The organism is Paenibacillus sp. FSL R7-0312 (assembly GCF_038004445.1).
Lineage (GTDB): Bacteria > Bacillota > Bacilli > Paenibacillales > Paenibacillaceae > Paenibacillus_AQ.
The window spans coordinates 1,471,545-1,485,417 of sequence record NZ_JBBORE010000001.1; the positions used below are offsets into that span (position 1 = coordinate 1,471,545).

Genomic DNA, 13,873 nt, shown 5'->3' on the forward strand with positions numbered 1-13,873 from the left:
CATAATACTCCATGACATTACATCATTTTTCGAACTATTATTTGTAATAATACGAGGAGGAACGGTAGCGATGTTCAGGAAAAGGATTATGAAACGAAGCTTTGCTCTATTAGTAATTCTAGTATTGGTATTATCTTCTATTCCGCTCAAGCCTGCTCTGGCTCAAGAGGACTCAACGGGCGGCCTGCAGGAAACGGTCTTCACGGGAGAGGGTTACGAGGTAATCTACACTATTTCTTCCAAGTGGGAGGGGGCCTTCAACGCGGATGTCACCATCAGGAATACGGGCGACCGGACGATTGAGAATTGGACACTGGGCTTCAGCCAGCCCTATGAGATCACTAATATCTGGAACGGGATTGTGCAGGCCTATGAGAATGGTGCTTATGCAATTCAGAATGCAGGGAGCAACCAGGACATTCCTGCGGGCAGCAGTGTGAATTTTGGCTTTACAGCGAAGTGTGACGGGGAACTGGTCCTACCGGCAGCATTTGATATACAAGGCAGCGAACAGATCGTGCCGGCAGGAGACTATAAAACAAGCTTCAAGGTGACAAGTGACTGGGCAAGCGCTTTTAACGGTGAAATTGCCATTAAGAATCTATCGCAGACCACCATTGAGGACTGGAAGCTGAGTTTTGATTATGAGGGGAATCTGGAACGGTTCTGGACGGCCGAAATCACCGGGCATACCGGTAATCATTACGTCATACATAATGCAGGCTACAACGCCAATATTCAGCCGGGGGAGACGCTGACACTCGGGTTCTCCGGGAATCCGGGAAATGTAGTCAATGAACCTGCGGGCTATGAGCTGACGCAGATTGCGGCCCGGCAAGAAGTACCTGAACCGGAGGAAGTCTCCGTGCAGCTGGATACGTACGGTTTAGAACTTCAGAATAGCGCAGACGGTGACTATTACTTCCTGAGAACGAAGCTGGACAAGCTGTCGGGAACACTGGGAGGGACATCGCGCATCAAGACCTTTACCTATCAGACTTCTGATAAAAATAAAACGGTCCTGCAGCAAGGAGCTATTCCTGTAAATGAGGTCTGGTCCGTGGAAGGCATAGGGCTGGGTGTCGGCTATAATCTGCTGAAGCTAAGTGCGCAATTAAGCGATGGTTCTGAGGTTGCCAAAGAGTATATCATTGTGAATTTCGACGAGAATAATCTGGATAACTTAGGGATTGACCGGGAGCAGGACAGCGACGGCGACGGAATTAGCGATTATTACGAAGAACATTATGGCCTTTCCGTTACCAGTAAAGATACTGATGGAGACGGATTAAGCGACCGGGATGAGATTATCGTATTGAAGCTGAATCCGCTGGAACAGGATAGTGATCAGGACGGGATTCTGGATGGTGACGAAGACAGCGATAACGACGGATTAACCAACCTGGAAGAGTTGTCCTATCAGACGAGCCTGATCAGCGCGGATACGGACGGCGATGGTCTTTCGGATGGCGAAGAGGTACAGAAGTACCAGACGGACCCCCTGAAGACGGACACCGATGGCGACGGGCTGTCGGATGCCTGGAAGGTGAAGATCGGAAGCAATCCGCTCGTAATGGAGGCGAAGTTCTCAAGGACGGTTGTGGTTGAAGCTGCGGATGCCAAGGTAGTTCCCTGCGTTACCGTTGAAGGGGTCAGCGCGGAACAGGTGGGCAGTTTATCTGTAGATCCTGTTCAGGACGGCATTCTTAATGATGCAACGATCCCCGGCTATATCGATCAAGGCTACAATTTCTCAATAAACGGAGCCTTTGAGAAGGCGACGATTTCCTTCGAACTGGATGATAGCTTGTTGAATACAGCGAACTTCGTCCCGCGGATCTACTATTTCAATGAAGCCGCTCAGTTATTTGAAGAGCTACCTAATCAGAAGGTTACGGGTAATGTGGTTTCGGTTGAGACTGCACACTTCTCAAAATATATTTTATTAAACAAAACCGTATACGATACTGTATGGCAGTATAAGTTCCTGTATGATGAGGGAGAAGAGCAATATTCGGGGATGGACATTGTCTTCGTCATCGACTCCTCGGGCAGCATGTCGGGCAATGATGGAAGCAATGTGAGAACCAGCGTAACCAGACAGTTCATCAACCTACTGACAGGAAGTGACCGGGGCGCTATTGTTGATTTTGACGACACCGCCAAGGTATTATCCGCGTTCACCTCTGATAAGACAGCTTTGAATACAGCCGCAGGGAAGATTGACAGTAACGGCGGAACGAGCTTGACTAGCGGAATTGCAAGTGCGCTTAATTTGTTCACCGCCAGCGGCAGAACAGATGTCCTGAAGTATATTATTATGCTTACAGATGGAGACGGCACTTACAATACATCGCTGACCAAGCAGGCCGCTGATAATCAAATCGTTATTTATACGGTAGGGCTCGGCAGCAGTGTATCGACGAGTATATTGACAAATATGGCGCAGGGCACCGGCGGCAGCTACTATCATGCGAGCAACGCCGACCATTTATACGGGATCTTCGATACGATCGCCGAGACCTCGGACTTATACAAAGATACAGACATGGACGGCATTAGTGACTATCACGAGAAAGAAATGCAGGCAGGCCGATTGCGTCTAGGTACAGGTGGTGCGGTGGTCAGAGTGAACTACCTGGATGCGGACAGCGATGACGACGGGCTCAAGGATGGTGAAGAGGTCCGCATTCTGAAAGTCGGCGATAAGGTCTATGCCTATATGTATTCTAATCCTAATCTGACAGACACGGACGGCGATGGTCTGAACGATGCGGTGGATCCCAGAAGGCTGACTCCAGATGTTAATGAGGCATTGATCCTTCAGTCAGATCACAGAGAGGGAGTACTCAAGGATGCTCCGCGAGGAGATTATACCGTATCGGATGACCTGACGTTCAATGACTACACCTATAGTGAATTATTCAAGCTGGGCCCGGTGTTCTCTGTGGCCAAGATTACGCCGGAAGCCATGATCTGGGGCGAAATGGCATTCCTGTTCTCCGTCGGCCAAACCGGTGCGAGTGACGATATGAGCTCCGTTCTGAGCGATTTGATCTCGACGTTCAGATACGATAACCGCAGTAATGAAGGCACATCGGTTTCCGACGGTGACACCTTCAATACGGACCAATATATCAAGTATCATAACAGCAAGCTGGACAATGCAGTCATAAGTGACTCCAGCACCGAGAATTATGTGCAATTAATCCGTGATTTCGTTGTCCAGGAGCTGCACAATAGTAATGGCGACCTGTCTAAGCTGGAGTATGACCCAAGTGCGAACAAGAAAGTTGTTTATGATTACGTGGGCGGATTCTCACACAGCCCGTATCCGGTGTTTACGGAGAAGACCAATCTGGCGTTATCCCTGGCGATTCATGCCTTCCATGGCAATAATATTACCATTAAGGACTTCAAGATTGCCGGAGACCAGTTCAGCGGGAAGCTGGTGTTCCATTTCTATGATCATTTCGGCCTGGACGCAGATGATGAGATTAATTGGCCGGGCTTTGTCGATTGGTTCACGCTGCAGCACTACGACCGTTTCAACGGAAAATATGTGCCGTTTATTACAACGATTGATTACGAGCTGTATTTCAGCGGTTCTGTTAACTAATTCAAAGCGTCTCATTCTGAAAGGGTCAGGCAGGTGGAGTTATGGGCCGCACTAGAATCGTCTTTATAGGCATTGCAGCCGCAGTGATAATTGTGGCGTTAGGGGTGATTATTAACTATAACCATTCCAGCGCGAAATATGATATTTACAGGGATCATCGCGAGCTGTTTGAGGCTGTAAAAGAGGAGACCGAGCTTCTTATGACCAGCCTGGATAACCGGAGTGATATAGGAAATACCTTTATCTACTCGAATAACGGCAATGCTGTGGGCCATCAGTTCCTGGATGGTGCGAATGCGGGCCTGCAGGGCAATATACAGCAGATTATAGAGGTATCAGAAGACAAGCTGAACTTTCTTAGGTACAGCAGACAGGACGGGAAGAGCCTCCTAAGGTTCGTATTTGACTGGGAAGGCGAGAAAGGCAACACCTATCATATTGTGTATTGTGACAGTCAGGATCTGGTCGAGAAGGCTTATAGTGAGGAGCCTGCTAACTACAAGCTGGACACACTGGCGGACGGCTGGTACGGGATAGAGATCGAGTGATCTGAGCGATGGCTGCATACCGGAGCAAGCCCCGTCCCTTCAGGGACGGGGCTTTTTATAGGGTAGGGTTAAATCCGGACCTGTCAAAATCAACCTCTTCAATAAATTCGATAATGTCCCCGTTAGGGCTGTGAATGAGTGCGTTCTTCACCCAGCAGTGGCGGTTCGCCAAGTGACAGGGTATCCGGTTCTACGAAAGTCCTTGCTCCGTGAGCAAGGGCTTTTTGATATGTTTCCTCCACATTATCTACATAAAAGGCAAAATGTAATAATGCTCCGTGGGCTATTTCTTCTTCAGATGAAGCTTTCTTTCCCTGAGCAGGAATCACGGCATCGTTATCAGCATCGAAGCTTCCTGGATGTGAAATGAGGGCAGACTCCAGTGATGGCCCCGCTTAAACCCCAGAACTTCGGTATAAAATGCAATAGTCGCTGTATAATCTCTAGCTTGAATCGCTACATGTGCCAGACCTTTTACGCCCATCTAATTACCGCCCCCCTTATCTGATATAGGTTTATTATAGGTATAACAAAGCTTGAAATACATGTGAATAACATGGGATTTCTCCTGAGACGGTCCGCGTAAAGTATAACGAATTTGTTGCAAAAGGGGCTACAGGGATAACTGCACCGAAGGTGATGTCCTGGGGCACACTACGGGATTCTTTGCAGATTCCGGAAGGCAATATTCATTCCCTCTTTGCGGTTAACCCCGTTACTGCAGAGAATACCTGAGAGACCCGGCTTGGAGAACCATAGCAAAGCAGACCGCTATCCAAACAGGAGGGCGGTCTATTTCTTTTTTCTGACGAGAGGAGAATTGGGCTTGCATCCTGCTGCAGCTTCTGTTATCTTGATATTAACAAAATGTAATTATCATAATGTTAATAAGTTATTCCCATCAAGAATAGATGCAGAAAGCGGAGGGATGCAGCGTGAAGAAGATTGCGGGGAACTGGAATGGGTTCGAAATCGTCTGGCTGGTTATATTTACTTTGATTGCAATTGGTTTTACAATTGTTTCCAAGGATTCGTTCCTGGGGTTCACGGTCTTTATTACCGGGGTGCTGTGCGTGGTGCTTACGGCGAAGGGGAAGCTGATGAGTTATGCTTTTGGGATATATAACACCTTCGGCTACGCCTATCTGGCTTATATTAACGGATTATTCGGAGAGGTTATGCTGAATCTGCTTTTCTTCGTGCCGATGAATGTTGTAGGCTTCTATATGTGGAAGAAGAATATGCAGAGCGGCAAGCTGTCCATGCGCCAGATGGAGGTCAAAGGCAGGCTCCTCACGATGGCGGTCTGTATTTCCGGGGCGCTGCTGCTGGGGTATAGCCTGTCGTTCATCCCGGCGCAGAACTCGCCTTATATTGATGCTATCACGACCGTGTTATCCGTAGTGGCTACGATTCTGATGGTGCGGAGATTCAAGGAGCAGTGGCTGGTCTATATTGTGCTGAATCTGTTCACAGTGCTGCTCTGGGTGATCCGGACGGTGGAGGGCAGTGGTGAAGGTCTGCTGATGATCGTCATGTGGAGTGCCTATCTGGTTAACGCGGTATACGGCTACTATAACTGGAATAAAGGGGCTAAGGAGGCGCTGGCATGAAGACGCTCGGATTAACACTCGGAAAATTTGCTCCGCTGCATAAAGGGCACCAATTCATGATCGAGACGGCGTTGCAGGAGGTCGATGAATTGATCGTGGTGATCTATGAAACGTCCGTCCCTCCGGTTCCGCTGCATATCCGCGCGAACTGGATACGCAGGCTGTATCCGTCATCGGTGCGGGTAATTGAAGCGTGGGATGGTCCGGACGGGTACTCCGATGACCGGGAGCATGAGATCCGGGAAGAACAGTATATTCTCGGGCTGCTGAAGGGCGAGCAGGTGACCCACTTTTACTCCAGCGAGTTCTATGGCAAGCATATGAGCATCGCCCTGGGCGCCATAGACCGGAGGGTGGACGAAGCACGTCAGCAGGTGCCGGTATCGGCCACCATGGTTCGCTCTGATCCCTATAAATACCGGGACTATGTAAGCGACATTGTATATCGGGATTTAATTACGAAAATTGTGTTTGTAGGAGCGATGTCTACCGGCAAATCGACGATTACTGAGGCGCTGGCGAAACAGTATAGGACGACTTTTGCCAGTGAGTACGGGCGGGATTATTGGACGGAGCATCAGGTGGACCGCCGGATCGGCATAGAGGCTTTTGACGAAATTGCCGTGGGCCATCTTAAGCGGGAGGAACGGGCGCTACTGGACGCAGACCGGTATCTGTTTGTCGATACGAATGCGATTACCACCTATATGTACGCCCTGGATTACCACGGACGGGCCCCCGGGCTTCTCACCCGGCTGGCGCTGGAGAATGCGCAGCGGTACGATCTGTTTTTCCTGTGCGGTGACGATATTCCTTATGACGATACTTGGGACCGCAGCGGGGACCAGAAACGGCATATTTTCCACAAGCAGATCATAGCGGATTTGAAGGAGCGGCGGATTCCTTACATCACCCTGAGGGGAACCCTGGAGGAACGCATGCGTAAGGTGGACGGGGTGCTTGCCAGGTTCAAGCCTTATGGGAACTACTTCGGAGAGCTGCAGAACTAGAACAATGAATCCGGGAGGCGAAGACGCTTGGAATTGTTAGATCATAATGGACTTACAGAACGTGAATTTCTGGAGCAATACCGGGCAGGAGATTATGAGCGGCCTTCGGTGGCGGCGGATATGGTGGTTTTTACGGTCACGGACAAGGAGGCAGACGACTCTCTTAAGCTCCAGGACAAAGAGCTGCGCATCCTGCTCATCCGCCGGGGAGGGCATCCTTGCCTGGGACGTTGGGCGCTGCCGGGCGGCTTCATCCAGCCGGATGAGACCGGGGAGCAGGCGGCTGCGCGTGAACTGTATGAGGAGACCGGCGTTGCTGATGTATATCTGGAGCAGCTCTATACCGTTACCGATCCCGGTCGCGACCCCCGTACCTGGGTGATGAGCAGCAGCTATATGGCCCTGATTGACAGCAGCCGGATCCAGCTGCAGGCGGGGGATGATGCCGAAGACGCGGCCTGGTTCACGGTAAGCTACCGGCTTGTAAGGGAGCACAAAGAGCTGCTGGAAGAAGGATACATCGGAACCTTTACTTACGAGCTTAAGCTGGGTGCCGGAGAGGGAGAACTGACGGTGGTTATAGACCGTACGGTGACAGCCAAGCCGGCCTCCAGGTCAGTCACTTACTCGATCCAGTCCAATGACGGGCTTGCTTTTGATCACGGGAAAATCATTGCCCGCGCCATCGAACGGCTGCGCCAAGAAACGGAGCAGACCGGCATCGCGCTGCACTTAATGCCTAAGCTGTTTACCTTACAGGAACTACAGAAAGTGTACGAGGCGATTCTGGACAGAGAACTGCCGGAGGCTGGCTTCCGGGACAAGGTGGCGGGTCTCGTGGCTGAGACTGGCCACTCCACGGATATTGCCGGACAATCGCCTTCCCGGTTGTATCAGAGAGACTGGATCAAGATACAGGACAATGAAGATAGAAGGGTGGAGTTACAGGGGTGAGAGTGAAATTAGAAGGAATTACGGTTTTGGCCCTGGATGTTGCTGGAATGACTGGCTTCTATCGTGATGTTCTGGGATTTAAGGCTATTGTTGAAGAGGACCACTATGCTGAATTTGAGAATGACGGTGTTCGTCTAGCGATATTCTCAGCACCCTTAATGGCGGATAACACGAACGGTCATCACTCCTACGCAGAGGAGCGTAAAGGACAGGCCTTTGAGCTTAACTTCGAATGTGACTCTCCTGAGGATGTCTACACTAGATACGATGAATTTGTTGCAAAAGGGGCTACAGGAATCACAGCGCCGAAGGTGGTGCCCTGGGGACACACCACGGGTTTTTTTGCAGATCCGGAAGGCAACATACATTCCCTCTTTGCGGTAAATTAAGCAACCCCAATTCTCAAGGAGAATCAGGGTTGCTTGATTTGTGAAATGCTCAGGGTCACCTTCCCTCCGCCGGAGGGGGATACATTATCCAGACTAAGGCTGCCCCCGTGCTGCTCGGCCACAGACCGGGCAATGTAGAGCCCCATCCCGTGATGGTTGCCGGAGCTTCGGCTCCGGTCACCCCTGTAGAACTGATGGGTTGCTTCTTTCAGATCAGCCTGCGAGAAGCCGCGGCCGGTATCAGTAATCATGAAATGAACAGTATCAGCACCGCCCTGCACGAGCAGACCGATGCTTCCCTGCGGAGGTGTATGCTCTGCCGCATTCGCAAGCACGTTAACAATCCCCCGCAGCAGCAGCTCTTTATTAATGAAGAGGAACTCGGGCAGGTTTTTCTTCTGGACAGAGATAAGCAGGTTCTTCCCGGAGGAGAGGGCCTTCAGCTGCAGCTCCAATTCTTCAATAATTCCCCCTGTTGGCACAAGGGATTCCCGGCGCTCCGCTCCAGCCTGCAGGCTGGACAGATCAATAACCTCCTGTACGAAGGCTTCGATGTCCCCGGCGCTGCGGAGAATATAACTGTTATACTCCCGCTGGGCATCATCCTGTGAGGTCTCCTGCAGCAGCTCTGCGTTTCCCCGGATGATGGTGAGCGGTGTCTTAATGTCGTGGGCCAGCGCGGAAATCTGTTCTCTGCGGGAACGTTCCAGCTCCCACTGCCGCTTAAGCGAGGTATTCAGGGCTTCCTTCATCCGGTCCAGGGAGGCCAGTACCTCATCGATCTCGCGGATTCCGGAGGGCTTAATGGTGAACTCCAGATTCTCACGCTGGATGTGCCCGGTCGCTTCCTGCAGCCCGGCCATTTTCTTCGACAGTCTGCTGCCGAACAGAGCGGCGAGCAGGGCGGCCTGGAGCAAAACACCGAAGATGAAGAGCAGGATGGCCAGCAGCTGAGGATTCGGCAGATAGCTGCGCATCAGGGAAGAGGCGTACTGCGGCGTTAAGCTATAACGGAATATCCAGATTTCCTGCCCGTGCCGGGCGGTTGTATAGAAATGAGAGCCCTGACTATCCCCATGCTGCACGATTTCCCAGGCATGTACTGCTTCCTGGCGTTTCAGATTACCGGCCAGCAGTTCCCCATCCCCGGTGAACACGGTATAATCGACCCTGTCCGGAACCATCTGCGGCGTTACTGCTTCGCTTGAGGTAAGCCGTTCCTTGAACGCTGCAATCTCCTTCTCGGCATAGTTTGCCGGCAGCACGGCATCCCAGGCAAAAGCCAGCGCGAACAGGCCGAGTAGCACGCCCAGCAGCAGGATCGTTCCCAGGCTTAAGAACAGAAGGTACTGCAGGAAAAAGGTGCGAAGGCGTACGGTTTTGGTTAATTTTACAGCTTCCACTTATATCCGATCCCCCAGATGGTTTCAATGACATCCATTCCATATTTGCTCAGCTTGGCACGGATATTCTTAATATGCTCCGTAATAGCGTTGCTGTCGCTTTCCCCGTCATACCCGAAGACCGCTTCATAGATATGTTCCTTGGAGAAGACCTGTCCGCGGCTGCGGGCCAGGAATTCGCAGATTTCATATTCGCTTTTGGTCAGAGACACCTTGTCCGCCTGGACAAACAGCTCTTTGCCGGAGAGATTGAAATGTACGTTCTCCATATACAGCACCTTCCGCTTCTCCCTGCCCTCCCGCCTGAGGTGGGCATCAATCCGTGCACGCAGCGCCCCTATACCAAAGGGCTTCACAATATAATCGTCTGCTCCCAGGCCCAGGCCGTACATCAGATCGCTTTCCTGTGTTTTGGCCGTTACAAAAAGAATGGGGCAATCCACTGCCCCGCGGATCTCCCGGCAAAGGGAAAAGCCGTCCACCCCCGGCATCATGACATCCAGCAAAATAAGATCGTATGCGCCAAGGTCGGACTGGCGCACCTGGGTGGAATCAGAGATCACCGTCACCAGGTGCTGATCCGTACGGAGTGCATTGCGAATCAGCGACAGGATAGCGGGCTCATCGTCTACTACGAGTATTTTGGCCATATTCATTCCCTCAATTATAAGTTGTAGGTCTAATTCTCCGTTGATCGTCCTTCCCAGCGCCTGAACCATAAGAGGCATACCAGGGAAGCGGTGATTGTTCCTGATATGCAGACGGCAATTCCGGTATTCAGGCCGGATACGGCAGGGGATAACGAAATACCGGAAGCGTGGATTGTCCATAAAGAGATGAAGCGGACACCCCAGGCGAAGGGGATATAGGGCCAGATCGAATCGCCCAGTCCGGTGAGCATTAAGGCGGACACCAGACTTCCCGCAAGCCCTGTTCCAATAGAAGCCCCCCGGCCAAATTGCAGGCTGGCTGTCAGGTGAAGCAGGTATAGAAATATATTGCTCCCGAACAGAATAACCGCCCCGGTGAGGTAAAAGGGTAATCCCAGTCTGTCCTGCTGCAGAATTCTGCTAAAGCCCAGGCCAAAAAGGCTGTAAGCGAACAGGACGGCTCCGAGGCCAAAACACAACAGGAGCAGCAGCTTACTTATATAGGTTGTGATTCTGGCTGCAGGTACAGCAAGCATTGCTTGATACTGTCCTGCATTCGCTTCCTGTTCCGCCGCCATGGAGCAGACGAGCCCGATCAAGGCAGGAAGGGCACAGCCCAGAGACTGCATGAACGCCAATGCCTTATCTGAGGCGCTCCATGGGGAGTAAGAATAGTAGGCCAGGAACACGGCAGCTCCGGTTAAGGGGGCCAGCAGATGAATCAGCAGAAACGGTGTGTGCCGGGTTTTGAGCAGATCCGCCCGCAGCAATCCCAGTAGTGTGGCCATGTTACTTCGCCTCCTGCTTATGGAACCATAGTGCAGTAAGCAGGAACAGTAATCCGAACCAGACCAGGGAGACCAGTACATCCGCCAGAATCATGTCTGTGCTTCTCAGCGGACTGTCCGCCGGTACCGGGAGGCCGTTCGGCAGGATGGACAGCACCGGGCACATGAGTCTGAAAGTAATCGTATACGGGATGTAATCCCACAGTCCTCCGGCATCGAAGGTAACCACACCCACGACAGTGCCCAACATATTAAGCAGAACAGCGGCGAATAATCCGAGCCGTGCGGCCAGGAACAGACATAGTGGAATCTGCCACAGAAACGTAATGAAGATCAGCGCGCTTCCGGCCAGGCTATTCAGCAATGGAAGGGTCTGGCCAAACAGCATTCCCCCTGCTGTAATGCCAATCAGGAACAGGAGGACAGCCGCGGACAGCCACTGCGCACAGGCGATGATTTTCCCGGCCCAGAGGATCTTCGGATCCACGGGAAGTGCCAGCAGTCCGCGGTATTTCATCTTGGCATCCTTATGCAGAGCCAGTGAACAAGTGAGTGTCAACGCCCCCGGCAAGAGCATGGTGTACCACCAGTTATAAGCCCCGGTCTGAAAATAGCGTCCGCCCATTAGAATGGCACACAGCAGCATCGTGAATACAGGGGCGATCCAGACCAGACTGGGGATGAAGGTGCGCCGCCATTTTAAACGTTCAGCCCTAATATGACTAAGCATGCGGCGCAACCTCCCTCCGGCCTGCTGCTGCCACCTGCATGAACAAGGCTTCCAGCTCTTGGCCGTGGGGAATGGCACCCTGATATCCCAGCACTCCGCCGGCGATAATCCCGATCTGATCGGCTACCTGTTCGACCTCGGAGAGCATATGACTTGAGAGGATGACAGTGATTCCCTGCCCGGGGAAGGAACGGATCAGCTCCCGCAGCTCCTGAATCCCGATAGGGTCTAGCCCGTTGGTCGGTTCGTCCAGAATGAGCAGCTCCGGCTGATTCAGAAGTGCAATCGCGATGCCGAGCCGCTGCTTCATCCCCATGGAGAATTGTCCGGCACGTTTCTTCCCCGTCCGGGCCAAATCCACGGTGGTGAGCACCTCTTCGATCCGGGACTGCGGTAATCCTAGGGCGAGTGTGCGCACCTTGAGATTCTCCCGGGCGGTCAGGTTCTCATATAGCGGCGGCGCCTCAATCAGTACGCCAATTCTGCGTAAGTCCTTCCGGGTCCAATCATGCCCTTGAATGCGGATACTGCCGGAATCGGGGCGCAGCATGCCTGCGAACATTTTGAGTGTTGTGGATTTGCCGGCGCCATTCGGACCAAGCAGTCCATAGATCGAGTTGCGCGGTACAGCAAGTGATACATTGCTCACAACGGTTTGGTGCTTGAAGCTTTTGCATAGATTCTCGGTTTCCAGAATCATGTCCCGCATAGTATATCATCCTTTCTATCTCCACAGTCTAAGAGGAGATTCTAAGGATTCTATAAGGATAAGGGAGGATTCCCCGGCACCAACGGGACCCCTCGGCCCCAGCAGCTTGGTACCCAGCCAGGAGCCGACAAAGCCGTCTAATCCAGCGCCCTTACCGTCTCCCCCTCAATCAGCACAGGCTGATAATAGGTGCTGTTCCGCAAATCCTTCTTCCCCTGCAGCTTTTTAATAACCCACTCAGCGGCATCACGGCCCATCTGCTCCTGCGGATGGGTTAAGGTCGTGAGCTTGATGCCCGCATTTTTGGCGATATAAGAATTATCCTGGCCAATAATTGATAGATCCTCCGGAATCGAAATCTCCAGCTGTCTGCACACATTTACGACTTCCAGGCCAACCTCATCGTTATAGCAGACAATAGCTGTTAATACCTCTCTGTTATCGGTCAGGAACTGCTTCAGGTTCTCTGACAGGGCTTGCTTGGACTCGGTATCGAAGGACAGCACCTGCTCGGGGTGAAAGCGTAATTTGGCTTCTCCTAGCGCTTTGATATAACCCTTCATGCGGTATTTGCCTTGCAGGTCATCCATTTTGGCAATAATACCGATCTGGGTATGACCCTTGGAGATCAGCTCTTTGGTCGCCAGGTAACTGGACTGCACATCATCAAGGCAGAAGAAAGGCACCTCCAGTTCTTCATAATAAGCATTAATCATGATAAACGGGACATCCTGTTCTTTGAACGACAGATAGTAGGCAATATTGGGGTTGTACAGATTGCTTTTGGTAGGCTCAATAATCAGACCTTCAACGCCGAAGGACAGCATCATCTCCAGCGCCTTCTTCTCCTGGGCGACATCATTATTGGTACTGGCGAGCAGCAGCGAATAATTATCCTCATTCAGTCTGCTCTCAATCCCGCGGATGATGGAAGGGAAGATGTAATCTGAGAGGTAGGTCGTGATGACACCGATGGTTTTATTATTGGGGTTGCCCCCTGATTTGGACCGGAACTGGTTGCTTACATAGGTGCCTGATCCCTTCTCGCTTCTTAGAAAGCCCTCGTTGGATAGCTCCAGGATTGCCTTCCGGACGGTTTGCCGGCTAACACCATAGGTGTCCTGCAAGGCTAATTCTGTAGGAATCTGCTCGCCCACACTATAGGTTCCTGACAGTATATTGCTTTTTATATCATCAAAAATAATCTGGTATTTGGTTCTCACCCGGCTCACTTCTTTCATGGTTGTTCATATACGAATCGGTATATTCGCAATAGTTGTACGTACACATTATAGTATGAATATATCGTTATTATAATCCGATGTCTACTATGTATAAGCTTTTCAAGGGAATACGAATCTCTTACAATAAAATTTGTATGTATATCTTGCATGAAATGTTGACAAATGTACGAACAAAAAATATACTAAGTCTGTTAATAAAGGAAGCGCCTTCTTTCC

The 13,873-nt window shown here is 51.3% G+C and carries 12 protein-coding genes and 1 pseudogene; 6 read left to right on the plus strand and 7 right to left on the minus strand.

The window, feature by feature from the left end; translation table 11 throughout:
* The first annotated feature begins 70 nt into the window (after nt 1-70).
* Together MKX70_RS06370 and MKX70_RS06375 are read left to right on the plus strand one after the other, a co-directional pair.
* Nucleotides 71-3,619: a DUF3289 family protein gene (locus MKX70_RS06370; RefSeq protein WP_340839700.1), complete on the plus strand. Its 3,549-nt coding sequence runs from the start codon at nt 71-73 to the stop codon at nt 3,617-3,619.
* A 41-nt stretch (nt 3,620-3,660) separates the two neighbouring features.
* Entirely contained in the window at nt 3,661-4,167 is a 507-nt protein-coding gene (locus MKX70_RS06375; RefSeq protein ID WP_340839701.1) for a hypothetical protein, read from the plus strand.
* Nucleotides 4,168-4,222: 55 nt separating this feature from the next.
* On the opposite strand, the pseudogene MKX70_RS06380 reads toward MKX70_RS06375, so the two are convergent.
* A pseudogene (locus tag MKX70_RS06380) lies at nt 4,223-4,651 on the minus strand (VOC family protein).
* A gap of 451 nt (nt 4,652-5,102) precedes the next feature.
* Here MKX70_RS06380 and pnuC point away from each other — a divergent pair.
* The 4 genes from pnuC to MKX70_RS06400 are packed head-to-tail and all read left to right on the plus strand — an operon-like array spanning nt 5,103 to nt 8,133.
* Nucleotides 5,103-5,780, plus strand: coding sequence for a nicotinamide riboside transporter PnuC (pnuC, locus tag MKX70_RS06385; protein WP_340839702.1), 678 nt, complete (start codon nt 5,103-5,105; stop codon nt 5,778-5,780).
* Complete coding sequence (locus tag MKX70_RS06390; protein ID WP_340839703.1) at nt 5,777-6,790, plus strand: AAA family ATPase; 1,014 nt, start codon at nt 5,777-5,779, stop codon at nt 6,788-6,790. Before pnuC ends, MKX70_RS06390 begins: the two co-directional genes overlap by 4 nt.
* A gap of 27 nt (nt 6,791-6,817) precedes the next feature.
* Nucleotides 6,818-7,744: an NUDIX hydrolase gene (locus MKX70_RS06395; protein WP_340839704.1), complete on the plus strand. Its 927-nt coding sequence runs from the start codon at nt 6,818-6,820 to the stop codon at nt 7,742-7,744.
* A complete protein-coding gene (locus MKX70_RS06400; protein ID WP_042241009.1) occupies nt 7,741-8,133 on the plus strand; it encodes a VOC family protein in 393 nt (130 codons plus the stop codon). Before MKX70_RS06395 ends, MKX70_RS06400 begins: the two co-directional genes overlap by 4 nt.
* A 23-nt stretch (nt 8,134-8,156) precedes the next feature.
* Here the strand turns inward: MKX70_RS06400 and MKX70_RS06405 are convergent, their stop codons facing one another.
* The 6 genes from MKX70_RS06405 to MKX70_RS06430 all read right to left on the minus strand — a co-directional run bounded on the left by MKX70_RS06405 (nt 8,157) and on the right by MKX70_RS06430 (nt 13,636).
* On the minus strand, nt 8,157-9,536 hold the full coding sequence (locus MKX70_RS06405) for a HAMP domain-containing sensor histidine kinase (protein WP_340839705.1): 1,380 nt from the start codon (nt 9,534-9,536) through the stop codon (nt 8,157-8,159).
* Nucleotides 9,524-10,186, minus strand: coding sequence for a response regulator transcription factor (locus MKX70_RS06410; protein ID WP_340839706.1), 663 nt, complete (start codon nt 10,184-10,186; stop codon nt 9,524-9,526). The genes MKX70_RS06405 and MKX70_RS06410 overlap by 13 nt, the downstream gene beginning before the upstream one ends.
* A gap of 29 nt (nt 10,187-10,215) precedes the next feature.
* On the minus strand, nt 10,216-10,974 hold the full coding sequence (locus MKX70_RS06415) for a lantibiotic immunity ABC transporter MutG family permease subunit (RefSeq protein WP_042241000.1): 759 nt from the start codon (nt 10,972-10,974) through the stop codon (nt 10,216-10,218).
* A 1-nt stretch (nt 10,975) separates the two neighbouring features.
* Nucleotides 10,976-11,704, minus strand: coding sequence for a lantibiotic immunity ABC transporter MutE/EpiE family permease subunit (locus tag MKX70_RS06420; RefSeq protein ID WP_340839707.1), 729 nt, complete (start codon nt 11,702-11,704; stop codon nt 10,976-10,978).
* Nucleotides 11,697-12,413 (minus strand): lantibiotic protection ABC transporter ATP-binding protein, encoded by a 717-nt coding sequence (locus MKX70_RS06425; RefSeq protein ID WP_042240996.1) that lies wholly within the window; start codon nt 12,411-12,413, stop codon nt 11,697-11,699. Before MKX70_RS06425 ends, MKX70_RS06420 begins: the two co-directional genes overlap by 8 nt.
* A gap of 137 nt (nt 12,414-12,550) precedes the next feature.
* A complete protein-coding gene (locus tag MKX70_RS06430; protein ID WP_340839708.1) occupies nt 12,551-13,636 on the minus strand; it encodes a GntR family transcriptional regulator in 1,086 nt (361 codons plus the stop codon).
* Nucleotides 13,637-13,873 lie beyond the last annotated feature (237 nt).